The 25173-nt window shown below is 41.1% G+C and carries 22 protein-coding genes; 10 read left to right on the forward strand and 12 right to left on the reverse strand.

Annotated elements, in window-relative coordinates; genetic code table 11:
• The first annotated feature begins 76 nt into the window (after positions 1–76).
• On the forward strand, positions 77–1474 hold the full coding sequence (locus tag HWQ23_RS10710; RefSeq protein ID WP_292827533.1) for an amidase: 1398 nt from the start codon (positions 77–79) through the stop codon (positions 1472–1474).
• 157 nt (positions 1475–1631) lie between these two features.
• On the forward strand, positions 1632–1799 hold the full coding sequence (locus tag HWQ23_RS10715) for a hypothetical protein (RefSeq protein WP_292827535.1): 168 nt from the start codon (positions 1632–1634) through the stop codon (positions 1797–1799).
• Between the two features lie 413 nt (positions 1800–2212).
• Here the strand turns inward: HWQ23_RS10715 and HWQ23_RS10720 are convergent, their stop codons facing one another.
• The 3 genes from HWQ23_RS10720 to HWQ23_RS10730 all read right to left on the reverse strand — a co-directional run bounded on the left by HWQ23_RS10720 (position 2213) and on the right by HWQ23_RS10730 (position 4014).
• Positions 2213–2488 carry a hypothetical protein gene (locus HWQ23_RS10720; RefSeq protein ID WP_292827538.1) on the reverse strand — a complete coding sequence of 92 codons (276 nt, stop codon included), beginning with the start codon at positions 2486–2488 and terminating at the stop codon, positions 2213–2215.
• An 11-nt stretch (positions 2489–2499) separates the two neighbouring features.
• Positions 2500–3039 carry a GNAT family N-acetyltransferase gene (locus tag HWQ23_RS10725; RefSeq protein ID WP_292827541.1) on the reverse strand — a complete coding sequence of 180 codons (540 nt, stop codon included), beginning with the start codon at positions 3037–3039 and terminating at the stop codon, positions 2500–2502.
• 108 nt (positions 3040–3147) lie between these two features.
• The gene (locus HWQ23_RS10730) at positions 3148–4014 is read right to left on the reverse strand and encodes an aldo/keto reductase (RefSeq protein WP_292827544.1); all 867 of its coding nucleotides are present in this window, start codon (positions 4012–4014) and stop codon (positions 3148–3150) included.
• Positions 4015–4175: 161 nt separating this feature from the next.
• Between HWQ23_RS10730 and HWQ23_RS10735 the strand changes: the two genes are divergently transcribed.
• The 3 genes from HWQ23_RS10735 (at position 4176) to HWQ23_RS10745 (ending at position 5601) form a co-directional block, all read left to right on the forward strand.
• Complete coding sequence (locus HWQ23_RS10735) at positions 4176–4937, forward strand: hypothetical protein (protein WP_292827547.1); 762 nt, start codon at positions 4176–4178, stop codon at positions 4935–4937.
• A gap of 170 nt (positions 4938–5107) precedes the next feature.
• Positions 5108–5248 (forward strand): ribbon-helix-helix protein, CopG family, encoded by a 141-nt coding sequence (locus tag HWQ23_RS10740; protein WP_292827550.1) that lies wholly within the window; start codon positions 5108–5110, stop codon positions 5246–5248.
• Positions 5249–5337: 89 nt separating this feature from the next.
• Positions 5338–5601 (forward strand): DUF3146 family protein, encoded by a 264-nt coding sequence (locus HWQ23_RS10745; RefSeq protein ID WP_118171445.1) that lies wholly within the window; start codon positions 5338–5340, stop codon positions 5599–5601.
• Positions 5602–5663: 62 nt separating this feature from the next.
• Here the strand turns inward: HWQ23_RS10745 and HWQ23_RS10750 are convergent, their stop codons facing one another.
• The 3 genes from HWQ23_RS10750 to ntcA form a co-directional block, all read right to left on the reverse strand.
• A complete protein-coding gene (locus HWQ23_RS10750) occupies positions 5664–6119 on the reverse strand; it encodes a RuvC family protein (RefSeq protein ID WP_292827553.1) in 456 nt (151 codons plus the stop codon).
• 110 nt (positions 6120–6229) lie between these two features.
• A complete protein-coding gene (locus tag HWQ23_RS10755) occupies positions 6230–7720 on the reverse strand; it encodes a DUF3084 domain-containing protein (RefSeq protein ID WP_292827556.1) in 1491 nt (496 codons plus the stop codon).
• A 168-nt stretch (positions 7721–7888) separates the two neighbouring features.
• A complete protein-coding gene (gene ntcA / locus HWQ23_RS10760; protein WP_094347373.1) occupies positions 7889–8560 on the reverse strand; it encodes a global nitrogen regulator NtcA in 672 nt (223 codons plus the stop codon).
• Between the two features lie 380 nt (positions 8561–8940).
• Here ntcA and fabI point away from each other — a divergent pair, with 380 nt between their 5' ends.
• The 5 genes from fabI to HWQ23_RS10785 all read left to right on the forward strand — a co-directional run bounded on the left by fabI (position 8941) and on the right by HWQ23_RS10785 (position 15711).
• Positions 8941–9717, forward strand: a complete 777-nt coding sequence (fabI, locus tag HWQ23_RS10765; RefSeq protein ID WP_292827559.1) for an enoyl-ACP reductase FabI — start codon at positions 8941–8943, stop codon at positions 9715–9717.
• A 95-nt stretch (positions 9718–9812) separates the two neighbouring features.
• Entirely contained in the window at positions 9813–10448 is a 636-nt protein-coding gene (gene hisB / locus HWQ23_RS10770) for an imidazoleglycerol-phosphate dehydratase HisB (RefSeq protein WP_292827562.1), read from the forward strand.
• A gap of 145 nt (positions 10449–10593) precedes the next feature.
• On the forward strand, positions 10594–11577 hold the full coding sequence (locus HWQ23_RS10775; protein WP_292827565.1) for an ABC transporter ATP-binding protein: 984 nt from the start codon (positions 10594–10596) through the stop codon (positions 11575–11577).
• A 406-nt stretch (positions 11578–11983) separates the two neighbouring features.
• Positions 11984–13453 carry an SLBB domain-containing protein gene (locus HWQ23_RS10780; RefSeq protein ID WP_292827568.1) on the forward strand — a complete coding sequence of 490 codons (1470 nt, stop codon included), beginning with the start codon at positions 11984–11986 and terminating at the stop codon, positions 13451–13453.
• 869 nt (positions 13454–14322) lie between these two features.
• The gene (locus HWQ23_RS10785; protein ID WP_292827571.1) at positions 14323–15711 is read left to right on the forward strand and encodes a choice-of-anchor Q domain-containing protein; all 1389 of its coding nucleotides are present in this window, start codon (positions 14323–14325) and stop codon (positions 15709–15711) included.
• Between the two features lie 167 nt (positions 15712–15878).
• On the opposite strand, the gene HWQ23_RS10790 is transcribed toward HWQ23_RS10785, so the two are convergent.
• The 6 genes from HWQ23_RS10790 to HWQ23_RS10815 form a co-directional block, all read right to left on the reverse strand.
• The gene (locus tag HWQ23_RS10790) at positions 15879–18125 is read right to left on the reverse strand and encodes a GumC family protein (RefSeq protein ID WP_292827574.1); all 2247 of its coding nucleotides are present in this window, start codon (positions 18123–18125) and stop codon (positions 15879–15881) included.
• A 523-nt stretch (positions 18126–18648) separates the two neighbouring features.
• Complete coding sequence (locus HWQ23_RS10795; protein WP_292827576.1) at positions 18649–19842, reverse strand: glycosyltransferase family 4 protein; 1194 nt, start codon at positions 19840–19842, stop codon at positions 18649–18651.
• 146 nt (positions 19843–19988) lie between these two features.
• A complete protein-coding gene (locus tag HWQ23_RS10800) occupies positions 19989–21095 on the reverse strand; it encodes a glycosyltransferase family 4 protein (protein WP_292827579.1) in 1107 nt (368 codons plus the stop codon).
• 37 nt (positions 21096–21132) lie between these two features.
• On the reverse strand, positions 21133–22380 hold the full coding sequence (locus HWQ23_RS10805; RefSeq protein ID WP_292827582.1) for an O-antigen ligase family protein: 1248 nt from the start codon (positions 22378–22380) through the stop codon (positions 21133–21135).
• Positions 22381–22387: 7 nt separating this feature from the next.
• Positions 22388–23491: a glycosyltransferase family 4 protein gene (locus tag HWQ23_RS10810; RefSeq protein ID WP_292827585.1), complete on the reverse strand. Its 1104-nt coding sequence runs from the start codon at positions 23489–23491 to the stop codon at positions 22388–22390.
• A gap of 78 nt (positions 23492–23569) precedes the next feature.
• On the reverse strand, positions 23570–24961 hold the full coding sequence (locus HWQ23_RS10815) for an oligosaccharide flippase family protein (protein WP_292827588.1): 1392 nt from the start codon (positions 24959–24961) through the stop codon (positions 23570–23572).
• Positions 24962–25173: the final 212 nt, after the last annotated feature.

A 25173-nucleotide genomic window follows, 5' to 3' on the forward strand; every position in this document is an offset into this window, starting at 1 on the left:
TCCCGGAAATCCTGCTAAAGTAACAATTTAAGTTTTAAAATCCCAGAGAAAGACAAAATTACCCATTCACTAACGTATGAATGAAGTTGATTTAGCATTTACCCCAGCGCTAGAGTTGGCGCAATTAATTCGTCGCCGGGAAGTATCACCGCTAGAGTTGGTGGAAATATATTTAGAACGGATTGGGCAGTTGAATCCGCAATTAGGAAGTTATTTTACGGTGACGGCAGAACTAGCGATCGCAGATGCCAAAGCCAAAACAGAATTATTGACAACTACCTCAGAACAACCGCCATTTTTTGGTGTGCCGATTTCCATTAAAGACCTGAACGCTGTAGCAGGTGTTACCTGTACTTATGGTAATCCAGCATTACTAAACAATATTCCTAACTATGATGATGGGGTTGTGACCCGGATTAAGCAAGCTGGATTTACGATCCTCGGTAAAACAGCCACTTCCGAATTAGGTTCATTACCTTACAGCGAACCTACGGGTTTTCCCGCAGCCAGAAATCCGTGGAATTTAGAATATACTCCTGGTGGTTCCAGTGGCGGGGCGGGGGCGGCGGTAGCAGCAGGATTGTGTGCGATCGCTCAAGGTTCTGATGGCGGTGGTTCAATTCGGGGGCCTGCCGCTTGTTGTGGTTTGGTGGGACTCAAACCATCCAGGGGCAGGGTGAGTAAAGCACCCGTAGGCGAACGCCTGGCTGGAATTGCCGCCAACGGCCCGATCGCCCGGACTGTCGCTGATGCTGCTGCCCTTTTGGATGCGATCTCTGGCTATGTCACAGGCGATCCTTACTGGTTGCCAGATCCCGAACCATCATTTCTCGCCGCCACTCAAACAAAACTCGGTGCTTTGCGAATTGCCTTTGACACTAACATTTCTCCTTTGGGAGAAGCTGACGCCAACTGTCAGCAAGGTGTCCGCCAAACAGTTGAGTTATTAGAACAACTCGGCCACCAAGTTGAACAGAAATCTCCAGATTTTAGCGGCTTAATTGAACCATTTCAAATCGTCTGGCAAGCTGGGGTGGCTGCGTCGGGACTTCCAGTTGAAGCCTTGCAACCAGTGAATCGCTGGCTATTTGCCCGCACAGGTTCTGTTGCCGAGTACCTGCAAGCAGTTTCTCAAATGCAGATAGTCGCACGGCAGATTGTGGCGTTTTTCGATACCGTGGATGTGCTGGTATTGCCAGTTTATCTACATTCACCGATCATGATTGGGGAATGGGCTTCGCTGAGTCCAGAAGAGACATTCCAAAATATTATTCAATGGGTTGCCCCTTGTCCGCCTGCTAATGCAACTGGACAACCTGCGATCGCAATTCCTGTAGGCTTTGATAGTAAGGGTTTACCGATGAGTGTGCAGCTAATTGGTAAACCTGCGGCTGAAGCCACACTCATCAGCCTAGCAGCACAATTAGAAGCGGCTAACCCTTGGATTGATCATCGTCCAGCCTTGGCAATATAATGCCAAATTCTCAAAATGAAAACTACATATTCACTTTAGTTACTTTTCGGAACTTTATTAAGGAGCTTCATTGTGAGTAAAAGTTAAGCAGATAGAAACATTCTTGCAATAAACTGGAGTAAGATCCCATTACAGCCAGTGAACAGAGATTAATTCTATGCCTACTGCACTTTTAAAAAATGGTGAGACTGTCCAAGTCGCCCTAGAAGACTTAGAGCAGTTCATTCAAGAGAATGAAGAAAACATAGTAGTTCAGCATGTTAAGCGCCGGGGAAAGCTTAGAAGGAAGTTGGCTGAGATTGAGAACGTTACAGTTCAGCAATAGATAATGACTGTGATGTTTTCATCAGTAAACAGCCATTTCTGTTCTTCTAGCATTTCTTGGCTTTTAGCGTAAAAAATACCACACGCTTTAAAGCATTTGTAGTCTGTTTTCGGGTCTGAAAAATCTAATATTTTTTAGACAACATCACAAAGTGTGGTTTTTAAATCCTTTTTTTTATTGAAAGTGGATTTCCTCTAAATTTAATTAGAAAAAGTTTTGACTTGTAAACTCTGTTTGCTAATACATTGCCTAAAAATGTAGACAAATTTCACTAATAAACGACACTATAAGCTCAACTTATCACTAATTACCTAAAGCCTTATTCTGTTGTAGCCAGCACCAGCAACGATTGAGAAGCGAAGATTAACCTGCGATCGCAATTCCTGTAGGCTTTGATAGTAAGGGTTTACCCATCAGTGTGCAGCTAATAAACTAGAAAGCACAAAAATATGATCAGACTCGGACTTACCAGGAAGATTTAGCTTAATTTTACTCGCTTCGTCAATGCTAGGTTCAGAAAATAAAAAACCCGTCATGGTTGTAGGTATATCTAAGTATGATACGCCGATAAACTTAATATCTATATTCGTATTAAACTCCTTATTTTTAGGGCTACGAATTAGAAGTTGATTGTGACTCACGTTGTACTCCCAAAACTTAAAACGGCGTTTACTAATCTGTTCATTCATTTCTTTACCTCTTAAATAGAAAAACTTTCGTCGTCAAGGATAGCGTAAAGAAAGTTGTCGTACCATCTACCTTTAATTAACTCTTTTTCCCGCAGATGACCCTCACGACGCATACCGATTTTTTCTAATACCCTTATAGAAGCAACATTCTCTGTAACACACCAAGACCAGATACGATGCATTCCCAGTCCTTCAAAGCCGAACTTTAAAATTGCCTGTGCTGCTTCTGTTGCATAACCTTGTCCCCAATATTGAGTGTTTAGTTCATACCCGATATTTGCTTCCCGCATTTCCGGGTCATTTACACGGATGCCACAATTGCCAATAAGCCGATTTTCTTCTTTGAGGACGACAGCTAACTGAAACTTTGTCCGTGGTTGCTCTTTTTGCTGATCAATAAACATCTGGATAAACTCGCAAACATCGTTCTTTGTGCGGTGCGTCCAATAGTTGTAACGCAAGTACAAAGGATCAGATTGATAGGCAAAAACCGCTTGCCAGTCTGTCTCTACAAAGTCACGCATTAGCAAGCGGTGTGTTTCTAAGATCATGTCTTTTATTTATGCGTTTAGTGCAGGCAATCAAAGAATTTATGCAGCTAAACAAGCCACGAAAATCTTAGGCGACTTTTACCACATCTACTTTAGCTAGTGGAATGATTAAGTTGCCCGATCAATTTTTTGCACTTCTTCATCAGATAGTTTCACATTGATAGCTTGTACTGAGTCTTCAATGCTGGAAACCTTACTAGCACCAGGAATTGGCAAAATAACAGGCGACTTGGAACGCAACCACGCCAAGACGATATTATACACCGACACGCCTTTTTCTTTAGCTAACTGAGCGATCGCAGGAATATCTTGCAAGTCCTGATGACGACGCCTACCACCAAAGGGACTCCAAGGCAAAAAGGTCAATCCTTGCTGTTCGCAATACTTCAACACGCCGTCATTTTCTGGCTGTCGTTGCCAAGGGCTGTATTGATTCTGCACTGAAACAATATCTACCACATCCCGCGATCGCTTAATTTGTTCAACGGAAAAATTAGAAACTCCCACAAACCGAATCAAACCAGCCTCCACTGCTTCTTTCACTGGCGCAAGGGATTCTTCAATGGTGTAATTAGTATCGGGAGAATGGTATTGCCAAACATCGATGGGTTTAGCACCACCCAACGCCTCAAAACTAACTTTAATTGTTTGGCGTAAATGTTCTGGGCTACCGTTACTTGTCCAGCTGCCATTGGGACGCATCAAACCGCCCTTAGTTGCCACAATTACTTGGCTAACATCACCTTTATAACTACTAAGTGCTTTGTGAATTAGCCGCTCGTTGTGGTGCTTATCTGACTCATCTTTGCAGTAAGAATCGGCAGTGTCAATAAATGTAATACCCAACTCCAACGCCCGATGAATAACTTGGATTGATTCCGATTCAGCAGGGCGATTAGAAATTGACATGGGCATACCACCCAAACCGATCGCACTCACAAATATATCAGTTTTTCCTAGCTGTTTGGTTTCCATGCTTCTAGCTATAGCTTTCTGCCCCAATTATCTATCAGTTAGCCAAATATTTTTTAGCGATTCATCATAAATCTTCCCTAGTACTTAGACTTGGTGATCAGTGAATGGTCTACAAGGGGAATACTCTACTCAGAGGTTAAAGATTCTATACACAAGTACCGATGAAAATTGTAGAGGAAACCCGTACCAGATTGCAGCTAAAGCATCGACCACTCGGATATTGGTTTAGCGGGTGGTGCATTTTTACTATCTGTTTAAGCTTTTTGATTTACTGCTTAGTTTTTGATTCTGCTTCAGTTAGTCTCAGTTGTACTCGACCTTCACCAAACCAACTTAACTGTGAGTTGAAGCGGTTTAATTTGCTGGGAAGTATGGAGAAACTCAAAATATTTGATCTCCAGGAAGCATACGTTCTTACAAAGACTGGTAGCAAAGGGAGCAAAACCTATCAAGTTATGATTGTAACTCCATTTGGAGACTTTGGACTGCTGTCACATGTTAGCTATCAAGAGAATCAGGAAATTGCCTTGAAAATCAACGTTTTTATCAACTCTGGGCAAACTTCCCTATTAGTGCAGCAGAATCAGCGAAATTATCTATTTTTCTTAAGTTTATTTATATTGATTATTATGGCGATCGCTGCTTATTTTGCCACATCACCTGTAACTACCTGCACCTTCTATAAAAGTATTGACAAGGTATTTATCGAACGTAAAAGTCTGCGTGGCAACCAAATTATCGAGCATCAGCTAGAAAATATTCTGCGTTTTGATATCCAAGAAAAGCAATATAAATACTCTAAGCTTTATCGGGCTGTAATTGTGCTGAAATCCTTCCAGGAAATTCCAATTAATCCACAATACACTGATGAAAAGAGCATCAGATATACAATTTCTAGGATACACTCATTCCTAAAATTTTAACCAAAATTACCCGCAGTTTTATAAGTTCAGCTTATAATTTATCTCTATAAATCGGCTTTTGTACATTCCTGAAAAAACGGTATCACAGACTACCATTTTTTAGCGATACCTTCTCTGCCAGTGGTTGATTACCTTTCCACTATAATTAGTGTAGCACATTGGTACACAAAATGCTTGAAAAACAGTTGCACGTTAGAGTTTCCCAAGAAGAGATGAAGGCCCTTGAGCGATATGCAAAAAAATCAAAGCGAACCAAAACAGATATCATAAGGGAGTTTCTTCGATCACTAATAGAACAAAAGTCGTCGTAGGACGACGGGGCTTTAAACCCATTAATTCCGGTAAATAAAATAAGTAGCCTACATGATCGGCTGTTATTCTACACTTGACATAAAGGATTGTGAGTGCAAAACGTCTGCCAGAAACCATTGCCCATGTCAGAATTACCCGCCAATCCTGGCAACACGGCTTCCTTGAGGGCGAAGTGAATGCGGGTGAGTTTGAGTGGCATTTCCAGTGGCATTTTCGCCGGGGAGAACTTGCCGTCAAGCCTTCCCAAGGCCGCGCCTTAATCAAAGAACCCCTCGGTCGATTCTTGGAGCAACAAGATTACCAGCTAGAGCCTGGAGGAGATTATGCTTTTACTATTCGGGCAGAACTTTAAAAGTTAGGAGTTAGGAGAGACGCGATTAATCGCGTCTGTACAGGAGTTAATGATCTAATTCCTCACTCCTGACTGCTTAGTGTTGATTCAGTGAGGCGATTTAAGTATCTTTCGATTAAGAGGATGGCAACAATGTCATCTATCGGTCTTGGTGGCTGTCGTAGACCCTGTGGCAATAGCTTTATTAGCCCTTTGGGTGGGTACATCTGCCAATAGCGATCGCGTGCTTCTAACGTTGTGTAGCGCTCATCCACTAAAATAATACTCAGGGGTTCTGTCAATTCCTGATATAATTGCTGTCTCCACTGCTTGGCTGTAGTTTGGTCGCCCATGACCATCAAGGAAATGGGAAACTTTTGACGCAGTGTCTCAATGGTAGCGATCGCCTCTTTTGCTAGCACCACCTGATGATAATGCAGTTGCCGATCGAGTCCCATCACCGCTAAACCACACTTATCTCGACCTGGATCAAACCCCAAGATGACTGGTTGCGTTGGTGAAAATTCACGAAAAGTCATAATAAATTAAAATTTAAAAATTCCAAATTAAGAAAGGCAATTACAGTAAGCATTTTAGCTGCTGTTCAAATATGCTTAAATCTTACTAATAACAGTGTGCAAAATATTTTTTAAGTACTAAAAAGAATTTGTCCGTTGACTATTGCCACTAATTTTACTCTCAATGGGCCGGCTGTATAAGTGTCCTCTGCGGCGATCGCTTTGATCTCCAATGGTTGATTATACTGTCTTAATTGGGTGACAAAGCGCAGAAAAGTCCCGTCTACTTGCACATTTTCGATAATTCCGGCATTACGCGCACGAAATTGGGAAGCAGAAATCAGTAGTTCCAGGCGCTGCTGTAACTGATAGGATGTCATGGTTTTGGAATCGGTAGTAGTTGTGGCCAGCACTGCGCCTCCCGAAAAAACCAATTGATTCCGAGCTGTATCGGCGAAAAATTCTATCTGCTTTTCTCCCCTGACGTAATTACCAGCCGAGAAAATTCGCACCACGTATTCTTGACCATCGCCAATCTGCTTGCTCAACTGGTCAACCCTATCCTGGGTTACGCGCAGTAGCTTTACATTTACAACATTTCCACCCGGCTCACTTAATTCCAGGTTGGCGTTGCGATTGGCTTCTTGTAAAAGTTGTACCACTGCCTGACGAGCAGCACCAGGTTGGGTAACACGAATGACACCAGCAGACAGAACTTGACCGCGAACTAAGGCTAGCTTACCCAGACGCAGGTCGCGGTAGGATTGATAATATTTTTCCAGCCTTGCAACTTCCAGTTCTAGTTGCTCCTGTTGTCCTTCCAATTCTTTGAGGCGTGATTCCCGTGTGGCAATCACTTGCTCTCGCGCTGCAACTTCTAGATTACGCTTTTGAATTAGTTGATCGAGTTGGGCAATTTTTTGATCGCGCTGTTCTATAACTTCTTGGCGATTAGCGAGTTCGCGATCGCGTTTTTCAATAGCTGTTTTGGCATCGCCAATGGCTTTTTTAGCTTCAGCATACAAGCGTTGACGTTCTGTCTTCAGTAGCTCAACTGCCGCCTGTAGCTGCTTTCTTTGATTATAAACACTTTGGAGTTCAGCTATGGCTTTTTGATACTGAGTTACAACTTGTTCTAGCTGACCTTGAGTGCGTTGGAGTTGAGTTTGAGTTTGGGCTTGTTGATTAATGGTGCGGTTCAACTGAGCTTGTGTTTGGCGTTGTTTGGCATTCGCCGCCTGCAAGGATTGATTGATTACCTGCAAGTCTTGTTGTGCCTTTGCTTGGGCAATTCTTGCTTGATTTAGCTCACTCTCTACCTGACTTTTCTGAGTTTCTGCGGTTTTTAGCTGTTCCCGCTTCTGCCTTAGGTCTGTTTGAATATCCTCCAACTCAAAGACTCCCTTTCGTAAGCCTTCGTCGGCAGCGAATAAAATCCCTAATGTTGATGCTGAAATCAAACCACCCGTAAAAATTGTTACCAGTACAGCAGTATTTTTTGGACGAAGATTAAAAAGTGAGAGGCGGGCTTTGCCAACTCGTGTGCCGATGCGATCGCCCACGGTGGCAATTACGCCTCCCAGAATTAAAATTGCTGCGATGAGGATGTATCCGGTGGTCATCTTTAGCTACCGAAATCCTTCCAGATACAGCCTACTACTTTTAAGCATTGTCTGTGGAGAAGTGGAGATTGGCAATAGCTGAAATTGCTCAATTTTAGATTTACCTCTAGCTATTAGTGTCATTTTTCAAAACACAACACGCGCCGACTCCCCTTTCTCCAATTGTTTTTATGTGAACTGCCTACTTAAAGTAACAGGTTTATGCACAGTAATCTTCTTTTTGTGGATAGAAATCATCTTTTTTTCACGCAAATCCCCCAGTAGCCTAGTAACGGTAACACGAGTCGAACCAATTGCCTCGGCGATCGCTTGATGAGATAACTTCAGATCAATAGTGATCCCATCTGCACAAGGAACCCCAAAATCCCGACAAAGAATTAACAAAAAACTCACCAACCTAGAACCCATATCTCGGTGAGCGAGAGTTTCAATCATCATCTCTGTCTGTAAAATGCGCGAAGACAGACCTCGCAGCATTAACATTGATAATTCTGGATTTTCCTTGAGTGCTAGCTCGACCTGTTCAATTGGCGCTGACAGTAATTCCACAGGCGTAAATGCAACCGCATGGTAAAACCGATCCGACTTATTTCCCGTCAGCAATGACAATACACCAAAAACACTATTTTCCCGGAGCAGCGCTACCGTTATTTCCTCTCCTGCCTCGTACACCCTGGAAAGCTTAACAGCACCTTTCAAAAGAAAATAAACTCGTTCGGCAGGATCGCCAGGAAAAAAGATCGTTTTATTGCGTTCAAACGTTTCCACAACTGGCGGAAACGCCCCGGTCGCCATCTGACGAAATACATTTGCTAGGGCTTTATCTTGTGTCACGATCATCTCCCTTCCCCTACCCAATGCCGGAAAAACAAAAACTGATTACCTAAGAATACACCCGAAAAATGAATAAAGCACCGTCAACCTTTCTGTACTTTCCTATACTCAAACTAATCTCTTCATAACTCTTTGTTTATAATGATACATAATTCTTGATCCTTTCAGCTACTAATTGTTGATAAGTAGTCACAATAGCTGTATTAAAAAGGGTTTTTTGAAGAACAAATAAAGATAATTTGACAATATCTTTAGGAAAAATCAAGAATTTTGTCACAGCAAACACCCTTACCAATATTCATTTTTGCAAATCCTGTGTAAAACAAAGACAAAACGCGCCTCAGATTCTAGTATGCTCCTAATGATCGATCGCATTAACAATTTCTATGCTGAATCTGACTGGAAAAAATGCCCTTGTTACAGGTATTGCCAATAACCGCTCGATCGCCTGGGGTATCGCCCAACAGCTGCACAAAGCCGGAGCAAACCTGGGTATTACCTACCTGCCGGATGAACGTGGCAAGATGGAGAAAAAAGTCGCGGAGTTGGTAGAACCCCTCAACCCCAGCTTATTTCTTCCCTGTAATGTCCAAAATGATCAACAGATTCAATCTACCTTTGAGACAATCCGCGAACAGTGGGGAAAGCTAGATATCCTGATCCATTGTCTTGCTTTTGCCAGCAAAGACGATTTAACTGGAGATTTTAGCCAAACCTCTCGTTCTGGCTTCAATACCGCCTTAGAAATCAGTACCTACTCGCTGGTGCAGTTAACTGGTGCAGCGAAACCTTTGATGACACAGGGAGGTAGTATCGTCACTTTGACATATTTAGGCGGTGTCAGAGCAATTCCTAACTATAATGTCATGGGAGTTGCCAAAGCGGGGTTAGAAATGAGTGTGCGTTACCTGGCCGCAGAACTAGGGCCACAAAATATCCGCGTCAATGCCATCTCCGCAGGCCCCATCCGCACCTTAGCATCTTCAGCAGTGGGCGGAATATTGGATATGATTCATCATGTAGAAGAAGTAGCTCCGCTACGACGCACCGTCACTCAGCTAGAAGTGGGCAACGCGGCGGCTTTCTTATGTAGTGATTTGTCCAGTGGCATTACCGGACAAGTTCTGTATGTAGATGCAGGATATGAAATTATGGGAATGTGACGCGATAAAGTTATGAGTTATGAGTTATGAATTTTTAACTCCTAACTCCTCACTCCTCACTCCTAACTCCTAACTCCTAACTCCTTCCACTCCCTATGCAAATTAGCAAACTTAATTCAAACTACGACCAGTCAACTAAAACGCCTCGGATTGCCACTGTTCACCGCACCACTGGTGAAACTGATGTGCAAGTTACCATCAACCTGGATGGTAGAGGAACTTGCACAGCAGCAACAGGCATTCCGTTTTTGAATCATATGTTGCATCAAATTGCCTCCCACGGGCTGATTGATATAGATGTCCAAGCCAAGGGAGACTGGGAAATTGATGACCATCACACCAACGAAGATGTAGGCATTACCTTAGGGCAAGCTTTGAACCAAGCACTAGGCGACAGAAAAGGCATTGTCCGCTTTGGTAATTTTCTCGCACCACTAGATGAAGCTTTAGTTCAGGTAGCGCTAGACTTTTCTGGACGTCCTCACCTCAGCTACGGCTTGCAAATTCCTACTCAACGGGTAGGAAGCTATGACACCCAATTAGTGCGAGAATTCTTTGTGGCACTGGTGAACCATAGCCAAATGACACTGCACATTCGGCAACTGGATGGCACTAATTCCCATCACATTATTGAAGCAACATTTAAGGCGTTTGCGAGGGCAACGCGGCTGGCGCTGGAAATCGACCCCCGTCGTGCTGGCCTGATTCCCAGTTCTAAGGGCGTTTTGTAAAGCTAGCCAGAGTTACTTACCAGGACTGAAATTTATTTATGCTACTCTGTTTGCAATAATTGACACACTGCTCTGTGATGGTTATTATCAGCGTACCGGGTAACTTGTAATTAATACCAAGCTGGTAAATGGTAGTTGAACCGAGATGAAGTCTGTTGCAGATGACCCTGATTCTCAACTTAGTACGACCGACACTCCGCCAGTAGTCCTAACTTCTGAGTTGCGAAAAGTCTATCGCACTGGTTTTTGGCTAAATCAAAAAGTCGTATGTCTCAAAAACTGTTCTTTAACAGTTTACAAAGGTGAAACCTTTGGGTTGCTGGGGCCAAATGGTGCGGGTAAAACCACCCTTTTAAAATTGTTGCTGGGAATTATTCGTCCTACCTCTGGACGGGGATTATTATTGGGTAAACCCATAGGCGATCGCAGTGTTAAGCAACATATCGGCTATCTGCCAGAAAATCCCTATTTGTATGACTATCTCACCGGCTGGGAGTTTTTGCAGCTAGCCGCTGGGTTATTCCAAATTCCCAACAGCGTACAACGCCAACGCATTCCCCAACTGCTGGAATTAGTGGGTTTATCCCAAGGGGATGCCCGTAAAAAGCTCCTGCGCCGCTATTCTAAAGGAATGCTACAGCGTGTTGGTATGGCACAGGCGCTAATTAACGAGCCAGATTTGGTTTTTCTAGATGAACCAATGTCTGGTCTTGATCCGGTGGGACGCTACCAAATGCGGGAAATTATCCTGGCGCTAAAAGCAGCAGGCAAGACGATTTTTTTCAACAGCCACATTCTTAGTGAAGTAGAACAGATTTGCGATCGCATTGCCATCCTCGCTCAAGGTGAATTAATTTGCTCTGGTTCCCTGAATGAACTCTTAGGCGGGGAAAACACATATCACGTTAAAGGTCAAGGTGGTGACTGGGAAATTCTCAAAAAATGGATACCTACTCTCAGATTTGAGCCTGATGGTTCCTGGCAAGGTACACTACAAGATGATTACTATGATTTCCTCTCCAGTCTTCGTCTCATGGAGGGTAAAATTATTGCCATAAACTTGTCCCGTCACTCTCTAGAAGAATTTTTTATTCAACAAATCCAAAGAAAAAATAACTCACTTAATTAGTCTTCTTGCTTCTTGCCAAAGAGTAAAATTTGGGTTACTTTTAGGAACAAAACTCAAAATCTCTGCCTTGTTGAGTTTATCTTTCTCAAGCTAACCTACACAAAATCAAATTCCGATCTCTTTTTAAGGTTATTTGTATTTATTGGTTAACAGAGAATTTATTGTATAAACTGCGTTTAGTTGCGTAAATCCTATATTTTTTGATAATTGCTCTATTTCAGCAGCGTTAACTTTAAGTTAACTTCACTAAAAGTTCAAATTCAATAAACAAATTTCCTCCGGAAAATCACACTTTTCTAGGAAAATAAGAGTGTCGGGGAACTTGAGTACTTAGGTATAGTCAAAATAAAAATGTTTAGGTTTAGACAGTACTTTATTGATCGTAGTTTCAGAGTCTCAGGTAAATATGCTTAACACAAGTTTGTTTAAATTCCTAACTCAGCCAGTTGTGGGTGTGGCTTTGTTAAGTGCTGTCAATGTCGCTGTGCCATATGTCAGTCTAGCTCAGGGACAACCATTAGCACCAACTAGACAAACACCAAGCACACCAACACAGTTAGATACTAATTATTCATTAGGAGGCGGGGATCTCATCCGTGTAAATGTATTTGAAGTACCCGAATATACAGGTGAATATCAAATTCCGCCAGGTGGAGCGATCAACCTGCCTTTAATTGGCAGTGTATCCGTTCTCGGGCTAACAGCTGAACAGGCATCTGATGAAATTGCTAGAAGATATTCTCGCTTCCTCAAACGTCCCTTAATCTCAGTCAATTTGTTATCGCCTCGTCCCATCAATATTTTCGTTGCCGGAGAGGTGACACGTCCAGGAGCTTATACTCTAAGCTTGAGCGGAGGCGCAGGGAACAATCCAGGCGTACAATATCCGACTATATTGGCAGCATTGACAACAGCGCAGGGTGTAACCTTGGCTGCGGATGTGACTCAAGTTCAATTACGGCGCAAAATAGGACGTTCTTCAGAGCAAACAGTCAGCGTCAATTTGAAGGAACTCATCGAAACAGGCAGATTATCACAGGATATTACCTTGCGGGATGGAGACACTATAGTTGTGCCAACAGCAACCAAGTTCAACGTGGCAGAATCCCGCAATATATTTGCAGCTAACTTTGCCGCCAGCCAAACCACACCCCGCACAGTCACAATTATTGGTGAAGTTAACCGTCCCGGTTCGTATCTTGTCACCCCAGGCAACACAGATGGGCAGGCGGGCGCAACCACTAACAGTGGCACTGCCAGTCCCACTGGTCTACCAAATGTGACGCGGGTAATTCAACTAGCTGGGGGAATTACAGCACAGGCTGATGTTCGTAATCTCAAGCTACGCCGGCCGACAAGAACTGGCTCAGAACAAGCTATAGATATTAATCTTTGGCAACTATTGCAGAGTGGTGACGCCAATCAAGACATCATCGTGCAAGACGGAGATACGATTGTTATTCCGACGGCAACTGAAATCAACCCCGCAGAAGCTACTCAATTAGCTACCACTACTTTGTCTCCTGCGCGCATTCAAGTTGGTGTGGTAGGCGAAGTTAAAAAACCAGGGTTAACAGACGTTCAGCCGAATAGCTCTTTAAATCAAGTTATACTCGCTGCTGGCGGATTTAATGATGCCAGATCTAGTAGCGATGCTGTTGATTTGATTCGCCTTAATCCTAATGGTTCTGTCACTAAACGTATAGTAAAAGTGGATTTCTCTGCTGGGATTAATGAGCAAACTAATCCTATACTCCGTAATAATGACGTTGTGCTAGTCCAGCGATCTGGTGCAGCTAAGACTGGCGATACCATAAACACTATAACTGGACCTCTAGGTATTATCCTTAATCTTCTGAACATTTTCGGACTCTAGTTTAAGATATACATGCAAATTGGGGGCGTTGGTCAACCCTCTTCGTCCCTAAAATTGCACTATCCTAGAATCAAAGCTCAATAGTTAAGAGTTAATATCGCTCTTCCATCACTCTGTCCAACTAAAAATCGAAGCTAACTTTTAAGCCTCATATAGTCAGAGGATTGAAGGCTTTATTTTATAACACAATGCTATAAATCATGATTTTTTGGTCAAAAGCCTTGTGCCGTAGGAATTTTGGCTTTATTCTCTGATGATATTGATTAAAGAGCCGTAGGGTTAAAAACTGCTTTTCCCTTGGCTCCGGCGTAGCCCGTCATACCCTAGACTCTAAAACTCTCACTGAAAATTCTTAATTTGCATTGATAGGCTTTTGCAAACTTTGTTGTAAGTACTCGAATTGATTATGATAATGAGAATATTTTAGAAGGCAGAGGCGATAAATGCTACTCTCTGCCTTCTTTATGCTAGTTTAGTGATTCTTATTATCATAAGAATTGTTTAAGTAAATTAACTGATTTATAACAGATATACTATCTTAACCACAGATACCGCGTATACACAGTAGAATGATGTCGAATTGGAAATGACGCCATTTCTACGGTTACTTGGTGTCCATTAATGCGTGGGTCTGGATACTGGTAATTCTTCTTCAGTACTATTACCAGATAGTTGCTGTTTTTTAGAAGATAAGCTAAAAATGCATTTTATCCATATTTAGGTGAAATGCCCAGATGTAAACCGGAGAGGCTGTGTATAAATTTATATATGGCTGTTACACGACCGTATCCAATACTGAGTTACTGACTAAGGCTAGAGCTACTGACCGTTGACGATTCAGTTTTTGCAACATACCCTATTTTTTCCCTATGATGATTCATGGTTTAGGTTTTCTCGGTTTGAGCGCATCTCTTGTACTTCCCTGGGCATTAACAGGTCTGGTTCAAGGAGAGAGAATAACAGAGTCTTTAGTTAAAAATGTTCGGCAGTCATCCACTGTTCAGGAAATGCCACTACCTAGCCGCAAGCTGATCAGCGCGGTTTCAACTGCAACAACATACTATGTTAGTGGTACGGGAAACGACAGAAATAGTGGACTCACTACCTCATCCGCCTTTAGGACAATTCAAAGGGCAGCAGATCTAACTGGCCCTGGCGACACAGTATTGATTATGAACGGAGTGTACAAAAATCCACGCAATGCTGGGAGTGTAGTAAGTATTGAACGTTCTGGAAATGCAAAAGCATGGATTAGGTATAAAGCATATCCTGGGCATTCCCCAAAAATTCAGCACAATACATGGAGTGGTATCGGGTTGTCAAATGGAGTTTCATATATCGAGATCGACGGGCTAGAGGTCATAGGGAACAATGCCAATATAAGCCTTGGTTATGCATTAAGTCAGAAGTGGAACTCATCAAATCGGAGTACAAACGGAAGCTGCATAAACATTGAAGGACGCACTCGTCATGTTCATCACATAAATATTCTGAACAACAAAGTGCATAACTGTGGAGGAGCAGGTATCGCAGTAATCGGGGCTGATTATGTGAAGATAGATAATAACACTGTGTTTAATAACGCCTGGTATAGTGTTTATGGTTGCAGCGGCATTTCGTTGTTGATGAATTACAATTCTGACAACAACCGGGGATACAAGATGTTCGTGACCAACAACAAGGTCTACAACAATCGCATGTACATTCCCTGGATTGAATCCGGAACAATCTCAGACGGTAATGGCATTATTGTCGATATTTCAAAACTTGGTAAAAATGGTCCATATCGAGGACGAACTTTAATTGCAAACAATATCACCTACAGGAATGGCGGTTCGGGTATTCATGCCCATCAAAGTGAGCATGTCGATATTGTCAACAACACGGCATATGCGAACGCGCAAAGTCTAAACCTTAAAAAAGGGGAAATATATGCTGGTTATTCATCTGATGTCAAGATTTTCAATAACATTATCTATGTTTCCCGTGGTCGAAATGCGAACAGCAACATGAAGAATAACAACGTCACCTATGATTACAATCTTTACAACAAGGGTGCCGCGATCGCTGTGATGGGACCTCACGATGTTATTGGAGACCCACAGTTTGTCAATCCCTCAAATGCTGACTTTAGACTCAAAGCAAGGAGTCCGGCGATCAATAGGGGTTACTATTGGAAGAATTTGAAAACTGATTATGCAGGTAAACGCCGTCCTGCTGGTAGTGGATATGATATTGGGGCATACGAATATCGGTAATATTAATATCATGTCCTGATATCTGCCCATAGTTTCGTCAGACTTCAGTCTACGCTTACACAAAATAATAAGCTTGCCTTTGCAGGCTTATTATTTTGTGGCTAATTAAAATTAAACATCATATACCAGTTATGGTGTTCAGTCCACTTATCAGACAAAACCTTACTTTATACAGAGCTTTTGTCTGGAATACGTTTTTGTTGCTTAACCTGTTTTGTCAAATCTTGATAAGTAAAGTATTCTTTAGCATGGTTGAAATAACTACTAGATTCATTTTTATCAATGATACCATTCACAACTAAACCTAAGACGTTGTGACTGGATCTCTCTAGCATTTCTTGAGCAGCCGCTGCACTGTTAGAATCAATTACCCCAGGTCGAGCTACTAACAAAATCCCATCAGTCATTTGGCTTAAAGTCAAAGCATCGGCTGCCAAAAGGAGGGGAGGAGCATCAATAATGACAAAATCATAGTTATATTGAGATGAGAAATTTTCAATTAGTGATGCCATCCGTTTTGAGTCAAGCAAAGCAAGTGGGTTGGGAGGTCTAACTCCAGCAGTTAAAACATCAAGGTTATCCATTACCTTAGATACAGCAATGTTAAATTCAGCCTGACCTACAAGAACCTCACTCAAACCAACTGCATTGGTTAGTTGCCAGAGATGATGCTGAGAAGGAATTCGCATATCTGCATCAATTAGTAAAACTTTACGTCCTAGTTGAGCGATCGCCGCGGCCAAATTAGCTGAAACTGTAGACTTCCCTTCTTTAGGAACTGCGCTAGTTACCACGATAGTTTTGAGCACTTTATCTGAACTCAGGAATTTCAGATTGGCTTGAATCATCCGATACATTTCGCTCGTTAAAGAGTGGGGAGTATCTCTAACGGCAATTGTTTGAATTGTTGATTCTGCATTTGAATAACGGGAGCGAACCTTTTTAACAGACAAAGGAACAATTCCCAGCAAAGTATATCCAAATACATCTCTAACTTCTTTAAGTGTTTTTAGAGATCTATCTCTCATCGCTAGGAAGAGCACAGTTGTAGTCGCAAAAAATAAACCGAACATCACCCCTAGCACCAAAACAATTATTTTTTTGATTACTACTTCTTGTTTGGGCACTAAAGCCTGAGAAATAATCCGGGAAGTAGCTGTATTTGTATTCTCAACTAACTGTAATTCTTGAACCTTTTTCAATAGAGTTTGATACGTCGATTCTGCGACTTCAACTTTCCGTTCTAACTCCCGCTCATTTTGTGCCAACTGGGGTATGAGTTTCACCCGCTGTTCGTAGGTAGAACGGGAATTATATAGAGAGGAGAGTCTTTTAGTTAAGCCAAAGCGCTGTATTTCTGACTGTAGAAAACTTTGGATCAGTCCTTGTCTGAGTTGTCCAATCTGCAATTGGCTCTGGGGAACTTGTGTTTGATTGCCAATAGTCTGACCAACTTGCTGTTGAAGGAGAGATTTTAAATTAGCTTTTTTTGCTTCTAGGTTAATAACTACGGGGTTGTCATCTAGGAAACGGCTGCGCTCAATCGCTAACTGCCGCTCAGTCTCTTGAAGTTGTGTAAGAACTCCCTGTACAGCAGGTGACTGACTCAGGGCACTCACAGCGATCGCTTGCTGAGAATTTAGCTCTACTTTCTGGCGCAGTTCATTGGTTTGGGCGTTTACCTCATCCAGTTGAGCCTTAACAGTATTCATCTCATTGTCTAGATTTCCAATAGTCGCAACCGCTGACTTTGTTTCCTCTGATAAATCTGCAATCTGATGCTTTTGTTTAAATATACGTAGCGCTACTTCTGCATTATCAACAGCGGCTTGAGTTTTAGGAAGCTGCTTGGCCATAAATTTACGAGTTGCTCCTGCCTCAGAGCGATTTGTCGTAATATCATTTTCTAAATAAAAATTCATAACTGTGTTGACCACTGCCGCTGCTTCTTCGGGGTCATGGCTGCTATAGCTAATTCGCAATACATCTGTCCCACCAACAATTTTTAGGCTCAGGGCTTTTTGTAGCGCTTCTACTTCCAGAGGTTTACCTTCGTTGTCTTTGAGTTGTAATTTGTCTATTGTCCGCTGCAAAAAAGTCGGAGAAGAAATAACTTCTATCTGACTGCTTATAGGATTTTGAGTTGCTACCAAGGATTTCAAATCTCCTGAGTCTCCTCCTTCAGAGGAACCAGGCGAAAGATTATTTCCTGCTACTTTAAAAGAGGGAATTTTGAATAACAGTTTCCCTTCTGCTTCATAGGTTGGCTTGATAAATTGTGTAGCTATAGCACTGAGCATAACTGTAGCTACAAATATTGCAGTAGCAGGTAGCCACCATCGTTTCAATATCAATAAGTAACGACTAAGGTCTAAATCAATAGATTCTCTAGATTCCATAGATTTTTCTGACATAAATCTTCCAAAGTACACGTCTTAAGCAAGAAACTAAAAATTGACTTAGAGCAGTGACAAATCAGTGCAATTGACAAGCAAGACTGATATTATTTTACAATATGACAATAGTATAGACTATTTGAATTCAAAATTTAGTTTCCATTTGTTTGGGTACAAATGTGACACAGTGTTCTGTGTATCTCTATTGAGCAAAAACTTTGGTAAATTTGGGATTTGAGGTTAGTTAACAGTGTCCTAACTGCAACAGCATAAATCAACCTTTAGGAGCAGGACGTTCAATTAAAAATTTTTACCATTAGCCATTAGTATTAAAATTTATTTCGAGATTATCACTTGAATTTTTTTCCTTGAATATGATATGGCTCTACCCCTTGTCAAATCACCCATGCTGGCCAAAGTTCCTCAGCCAAGTAAAAAAACTCCCCGTCTAGCCAGGTTGCGATTTTTGACGATAAACATCTACTCATTACTCAGCCTCACTTAATAGTGATAATAGTGATTCTGAAATTTAAAGTAGCTACTAGCTTTGCCAAATTTTCTCATAAGCCTCTAACAGTTTAGGAGCTTGATATTGCCACTCCAGGATTTCCTCCATTCTGCGTCGCCCCTCGGCTCCTATCTTTTCTCTACGTTCAGGAGAATCTAGAAGCTCCAGAATTTTATCGGCAAATTCCACCTCATCATTAGGCTTGGCATAAAGAGATGCTTCCTGTGCAGAACGTCTTCCCTCTCGCAAATCAAACTGGACAATTGCTTTTCCCATCGCCATATATTCGAGGATTTTATTCATCGTGCAGTTTTCGTTATAAGCAGATGTTGGAGAGGGTTCTACACACACGTCACAACTGGAAAGCCGCTCTAAAAGTTCTTCCCCTTGCTTAAACCCTGTAAATTCTACGAACTCAGTCACTTCTAACTCTTTAGATAAGTCCTTGAGTTTTTCAATAGCAGGTCCACTACCGATTAGCATAAAGTGAATATCGGAGCGATTTTTTTTCTGGACAATGTAATATACCATTCTCAGGAGATAATCAATTCCCTCTGGTTCGCCCATGATACCCATGTACCCTACCAAATAATTTTTACCTCTACGGTAATTGGGGTTTGGGGGCATTCGGCGAAAGCGCGAAAGGTCAGGCGCACTACGAACTACAAAGACCTTCTCTGGCTTCTTGTGCCCACGGTTAAGAGCTACCTCTCGATGTGACTCGTTCGTTGAAATTGCCATGTCTGCTGTGGCATAGGTCAAGCGTTCAGCCCAGCGTAATCCATGATAAAAAATATCGCGCCGTTGATACTTAGCTTCATACATCTCCGGACTGAGGTCATGATGATCAAAGATAACCCATATGCCATGAAATAATTTAAACCATCCTGCTACTAAGAAAAGTAAATCCGGCGGGTTACAAATATGTATGACATCAAAACCACGCTCCCGCCATACCCTTTGAGCTAAACGGAATTGCCAGTTAATCGCCCAACTGTACTCTCGGAGATAGCCAATGACCGAACTTTCTTCCGGTGGTAGAGGATGACGGTAGATGTGAATCTGCTCAATAACTTCGTAGTCCTTTTCAAAACCATTACCTGTCGGTGAAATTACGGTAACTTCATACCCAGCTTTTTGCAAAGTAGTTGCTTCCATCCATACCCGCCGATCAAAGGGAACTGGCAGATTTTCAACGATAATTAGTACTTTCTTTGGTGATGCCATAATAATCTCAATTTTTAATTAGTTTAAAAAAACACTCACTTAGTCAAGTATAAAATCTACCTTCCTTGGGGAACTTATAGTCATACCTGGCGAAACTGGGCTGAATAACCTACATATCTGCATCCTCATAGCTTACAGTCTTGCAGTTATTGGCTGTTTACACTCAAGTTATCATCTGAATTTAACACTGAACGATATAAATCAAGGAAAGAAACCCAGTGATTTTTGATATCAAGAGCAAAAACACTTGTTCTCGCCTTTTCTCCTAGAGAAAGCCTCAGAGTCTCATTTTCAATCAAAGACTTAATAGCATCTGATAACTGCTGGGTATTACCTGGATTAACGATTAATCCATTTTCAGATTGAGTAACTATTTCAGGTATACCTCCTACTGGTGTAACTATGACTGGTAACTCCCAAGCCATTGCTTCCAGCATTGCTAATGGAAGACCTTCATTGTAAGAGGGCAACACAAAAACATCTGCTTCAGTTAAAAGAATATCACGTTTATGTGACCCTATCCAGCCAGGCAATTTGATATAATCTTCTAAATTTAAAGTCGTAACTAAATTGCGTGCTTGTTCTATATCTCCATCTCCTGCCATAATCAGACTAGATATACTTTTATCTTCAGTAGGCAAAAGAGAAAAGGCTTCGATCAAATCAAATGCTCCTTTACGTTGACCAATTCGTCCTAAAAAAAGTAAGTTCACTTTTTTAGATCCGGAACGGTGTGGAACTTCAGGAGGAATTTTTACTGGATTATAAAAAACTACAACTTGTTCGGGTTTCAGACCAAGGTTTTCTATGTAGAAGCTTCTCCAACTTTCGGATAATACAATTAAGCGTTGACACTTGCAAAATACCCAACTTAGCAATTGCTGTATCGATTTTGCCAGATCAGCATAGAAAACATGAAATTGACTCCCGTGAGCATGTATAATTATCGGCTTGTGAAATACCCAAGCCAAAAGTGCCATAATCGCCTGTCGTAAAACACTGCCGCGCTGTGAAATTTCAAGTTGAACAATATCAACTTCTTCCCTGATTAACATCCACAAAAATGTACATATAGCTCTCAAAAATACCATGATTTTGATTGCTATAGCTCCATCTTCGTGAGTAATAATATGAAATATCTGAACTTCAGAAGGAGCATACTCCAAAAAAAGCTTCTCGTAATTGGAAATGCCACCCTGCTGGAGTAAGCTAGGACCTAACAGGATAATTTTGAGAGTTTCAGTTTGAGACATGGGCTGTACTTTTTCAATTATTTGGTATTTTTTTGTTTCATGATTTTATTTTTCTTTCATGTCCCATTCTTACTGAGAAACATGCCGCCACATAGAGTATCCAAGTAATACTATTCGATTCCAGCAAGGTAGATTCAGTAAGGCTAGCTAAAAATATATATGTCATCTGCATAAGTGGCCAAATATCTAATGCTGTATTACTACTACGCACCCAAGCCAATCCTTGCAGGTAACTGCGCCAAAATCCTAATAAGAATAACCCTAACCCTAAAAGACCCAAATCAAGCCAAAGAGCCAGATAACCATTGTGGGGGTGGTTTGGCGTCCATCCAGCATTGAGCCAAATATAAGCAGATTCGCCATCCCATCCTTGCCAGAATCCGCCATAACCATAACCGAGCCAAGGATGTTTCAAAATCATATCGATTACTAATGGCCACAAGTCTGTTCGACCGGTCAGCGTCGCATCTTTACCAAGTGAAGTTAACAGGACACCAGCGTTATTAGAGAACCAAAAATATAAACTTTGGCTGATAGTTGCGATCATTATTAGGGTTGGTACTGTCACCTGGTATGGCCAACGCCAAATTTGAAAAGCAAAAAATGCCAATATTAGAATTAATAGATTAAGTAGAGATGAAGTGGAACCGGCAAGAAGTAAGAGTAGTATTGATAAGCTAAACCCCCCCCAGAAAAGCCAACTACGTCTTTTACTTTGATAAGCAAGGAGGAAAAAAACTATACTACTAGTTACCATCCTTGCTCCCAGACCGTTTTTGTGCGTGAATACTCCACGCAACAGTGGTCTACCAGTACCGTCGTTCTGTATCCCGTATTTAGGCAAGGCTATAGCAAAAATGAAACTCAATACTATAACAATCCCAAAAGTCCAAGCAAATAAATAGAATTGCTCTTTTAAGCTGTATCGCGAAACCAAATACAGACCAAATAAACTGGAACCAATGAGGGTAAAACTATTTTTTAATGTTGTTGAAGGTTCAAAAGACCAAATAATAGAAACAACTGTCAACATTACTAAAGAATAAAGGAAGATATCTTTATTTAAGACAAGGACATAAAGAGTTTTCTTCCAACGCAAAATTAGTAGTAATAAGGTAATTCCATAGATTACGAAAAAACTAATCCGATTCAATAAACTGTCATATTCTACCACCTCATTCTGTCCTGCTCCTCCTGACAAGAGGAGAGTTAATATTGCGCCTGAATAAATTAGCAAGGCTATAACTGTGAATCCCTGCTCCGCATAAATTAGTAGTTTTCTCATAAATTAACTAATATTTATTTTGCATATTCATTTTTTTATAATAAATTTGGGCTGTTTGAGCAGCAATATTTGACCAATTTAAATCTTCCTGACAACGAGCTAGTGCCGCAGTTTGCATACGTTGTTGCAAGTCGCGATCGCTTAACAAAGAAATTATCGCATCAGCTAGAGCTCGAACATCACCGGGTGGAACTAACAACCCATCTTTTTTATGCTGAACTATCTCACTCAATCCCCCTACCTCAGAAGCTACAACCAGCGTTCCCATTCCATAAGATAAAGCTGCCACACCACTTTGAGATGCTTCGACGTATGGCAAAACTGTTACTGTGCTGCGTTGAAATAGATTACCTACTTTTTCAATGGGGATAAAGTCATTGATAATCTCGTAGCGTTTTTCATCATAACCATTAGGGAAATACTGGCTTATGTTTTCTCCCCTTCCAGCAATAATCAGCTTGACTTCAGGTACACGTTCAGCAATTAAAGGCATAGCCTCAAGCAAATATTTCAATCCTTTATAGGGCCAGATGCGTCCGAAGAACAGCAATGTATTTGGATCACGAGGCTGACTATTGTGATTACCCCGGCGCTGATACAAACTACCAAGTTCCCCATGTGGTAAAACATTGACTCGCTCTTGAGGTATACGGAATTGTTCAATTAGAATCTTTTTTAGTTGATGAGTATGGACAATCAATTGTTGGGAACGGTAGAAGGCAATACGCCTGGTATAATCGGAACCAAATACAGCAATTTTATCACCTGGGTGACGGAATATATCGTGGATGGTTGTCACCAATGGTGGCATCTGGTTGAGTAACAAAGTCCAATCGTACCAGGGATCGTTAGTTTCTTGCACATGTAAAACATCTGGCTGTATGTCTTTGATGATATGCATCATAGTGTTCATAGACAACAGGTTGCGCGGGTCGCGAATCCGTGGTTTTTTAAAGCTAATGACGCGGATATTAGGATCAAGAACATTGCTACAGAAATTCGACACTTTTTCCGGATGAATTAGCGTTAAATCAACATATTTAACCAGACTATTTGCTAGTTCGATGGTGTAGTCTTCAAAGCAAAAATGTAATAAAGCAACTTTAATCATAATTAAAATTATATTCTCACTTCCATTATTTATTGCACAAATTTGGATGTCTTACTAGTAGGATTTTATATTAAACAATTACTGTCTTAAAAGTTTGAGCCACAAAAAACGAAACCCGCCAAATGCACGAATACCTAGATAAGTTACAAATAAACCATAGGCACAAGTTGCAATAATTAGAGTGAACATAAAGTCTAAGCTAATTTTTTGCAATAAAATGAATATAGGTAGCATCAAAAGGGTTATTAGTAAGGGTCGGCGCATAATTCGCCATAAATTTAACGAAAATAGGCGAGTATAAGTGAAGTAAATATACTGACTAAAACCAAGAATAGTCATTAATAATGCCATTAAAGCCGCACCTAGTAACTGATATTGGGAAACTAATATTACACCTCCCAAGCTTCCTAACGTAGTGGTAATCAGCACTTCACGCAGGTTAATTATCTCAAAACCATTGGCTACAAGTAGATAGGACAGTGAGCGGATGAAGGGCAAAAAAATCAGTGATGCAGCAGTTAAACTAAGGGCTAGATTTGCTTGAGCAAAGCTAGAATTATAGAGGAAAATTAGTAAATCTCTGCCAAAAAATAACAGCCCAATAAATAAGGGCAATGCCATAATTAGTAGAATTTCAATAATATTTTCCGTTATCTGCCTCTGCTTGTCCTGCCCTTCCTCTCTCGCCTTTGAAAATCTGGGAAACATTGCTAAAGTTATACTGTTAGCAATAATCGAAAAGGGTTGTAGCAATTGTGCTATTCCACCAAAGAGACCGACTAAAAACTCATTTCCTAACAATGAAAGAATCAATATTTGAATTCTGCCAGTAATTACAGCCATTCCTTCAATAGCAAAAAATGTCCGCGCACTTTTGATTGTATTAAAGACAAAATTCCCATCAATCTGCCATTCTATTTTGACTAACCGAATGATGAAAATCCATTCAATTACCAAAATTAGTGTTTCTGAAAAAAATAGGATCGCTCCCAGGTATTCAATTCCGTATTTTAGTTGCATCGCCCAAATCATTACTATTATGCGTAGTATGTATACTGGCACTGTAGAAATGGCAATCAGATGCATCTTTTCTTGAGCTTGAAAAATTGCCTCAGTAATGTTGGAAAGGGCAAAAGGAATAATCGTTAAGCCCATGATGTAGCAAATAGTCGAGGTTTTGGAACTATAGGGAAGTAAAAAGACTACAATCACCAACGCCCCATAACTGAAAAAACTAAATATTAACTGTAGCCAAGTACCACTGATTAAATAAACTGGTGTTTTTTGTGGGTCACGGGCTAGTTCTCTAGTAAACAATGTCTTTAGCCCCTGTGAAGCAATGCCCACAAAGATAAAGTAGTAGCTATACGCTAGTAAATACTGGCCTAAAGCCTCAGCTCCTAGAGTACGAGCAATAGCAGCAGTTAATACAAAGGCTGTAATGCTTTGCGCTAACCGATTGACTATCATTGAGAGCGAATTACTTATGAATTTGTACTTTTCTACCATTCTGAAATTATTAATCAGCTTATTTCGTTAATCTGGAATTACCAATACCTATAAATCTGATAGCTTACTTTTTCTGATATACCGTTAGAACTTTTTTGAGCTGTTCCATACATACCAGTCATCCGAATCAAGTACGAAAATGCATTTTCGTTTAGCTTCTGTCATTGCATGTT

Source organism: Nostoc sp. JL33 (genome assembly GCF_017114985.1).
In the GTDB taxonomy this organism is placed as follows: domain Bacteria; phylum Cyanobacteriota; class Cyanobacteriia; order Cyanobacteriales; family Nostocaceae; genus Nostoc.

Excerpts from the sequence above, each read along its gene's own strand:
- HWQ23_RS10710 (WP_292827533.1), top strand. The coding sequence starts at position 77 with ATGAATGAAGTTGATTTAGCATTTACCCCAGCGCTAGAGTTGGCGCAA.
- HWQ23_RS10715 (WP_292827535.1), top strand. The coding sequence starts at position 1,632 with ATGCCTACTGCACTTTTAAAAAATGGTGAGACTGTCCAAGTCGCCCTA.
- HWQ23_RS10720 (WP_292827538.1), bottom strand. The coding sequence starts at position 2,488 with ATGAATGAACAGATTAGTAAACGCCGTTTTAAGTTTTGGGAGTACAAC.
- HWQ23_RS10725 (WP_292827541.1), bottom strand. The coding sequence starts at position 3,039 with ATGATCTTAGAAACACACCGCTTGCTAATGCGTGACTTTGTAGAGACA.
- HWQ23_RS10730 (WP_292827544.1), bottom strand. The coding sequence starts at position 4,014 with ATGGAAACCAAACAGCTAGGAAAAACTGATATATTTGTGAGTGCGATC.
- HWQ23_RS10735 (WP_292827547.1), top strand. The coding sequence starts at position 4,176 with ATGAAAATTGTAGAGGAAACCCGTACCAGATTGCAGCTAAAGCATCGA.
- HWQ23_RS10740 (WP_292827550.1), top strand. The coding sequence starts at position 5,108 with ATGCTTGAAAAACAGTTGCACGTTAGAGTTTCCCAAGAAGAGATGAAG.
- HWQ23_RS10750 (WP_292827553.1), bottom strand. The coding sequence starts at position 6,119 with ATGACTTTTCGTGAATTTTCACCAACGCAACCAGTCATCTTGGGGTTT.
- HWQ23_RS10755 (WP_292827556.1), bottom strand. The coding sequence starts at position 7,720 with ATGACCACCGGATACATCCTCATCGCAGCAATTTTAATTCTGGGAGGC.
- ntcA (WP_094347373.1), bottom strand. The coding sequence starts at position 8,560 with ATGATCGTGACACAAGATAAAGCCCTAGCAAATGTATTTCGTCAGATG.
- fabI (WP_292827559.1), top strand. The coding sequence starts at position 8,941 with ATGCTGAATCTGACTGGAAAAAATGCCCTTGTTACAGGTATTGCCAAT.
- hisB (WP_292827562.1), top strand. The coding sequence starts at position 9,813 with ATGCAAATTAGCAAACTTAATTCAAACTACGACCAGTCAACTAAAACG.
- HWQ23_RS10775 (WP_292827565.1), top strand. The coding sequence starts at position 10,594 with ATGAAGTCTGTTGCAGATGACCCTGATTCTCAACTTAGTACGACCGAC.
- HWQ23_RS10780 (WP_292827568.1), top strand. The coding sequence starts at position 11,984 with ATGCTTAACACAAGTTTGTTTAAATTCCTAACTCAGCCAGTTGTGGGT.
- HWQ23_RS10785 (WP_292827571.1), top strand. The coding sequence starts at position 14,323 with ATGATGATTCATGGTTTAGGTTTTCTCGGTTTGAGCGCATCTCTTGTA.
- HWQ23_RS10790 (WP_292827574.1), bottom strand. The coding sequence starts at position 18,125 with ATGTCAGAAAAATCTATGGAATCTAGAGAATCTATTGATTTAGACCTT.
- HWQ23_RS10795 (WP_292827576.1), bottom strand. The coding sequence starts at position 19,842 with ATGGCATCACCAAAGAAAGTACTAATTATCGTTGAAAATCTGCCAGTT.
- HWQ23_RS10800 (WP_292827579.1), bottom strand. The coding sequence starts at position 21,095 with ATGTCTCAAACTGAAACTCTCAAAATTATCCTGTTAGGTCCTAGCTTA.
- HWQ23_RS10805 (WP_292827582.1), bottom strand. The coding sequence starts at position 22,380 with ATGAGAAAACTACTAATTTATGCGGAGCAGGGATTCACAGTTATAGCC.
- HWQ23_RS10810 (WP_292827585.1), bottom strand. The coding sequence starts at position 23,491 with ATGATTAAAGTTGCTTTATTACATTTTTGCTTTGAAGACTACACCATC.
- HWQ23_RS10815 (WP_292827588.1), bottom strand. The coding sequence starts at position 24,961 with ATGATAGTCAATCGGTTAGCGCAAAGCATTACAGCCTTTGTATTAACT.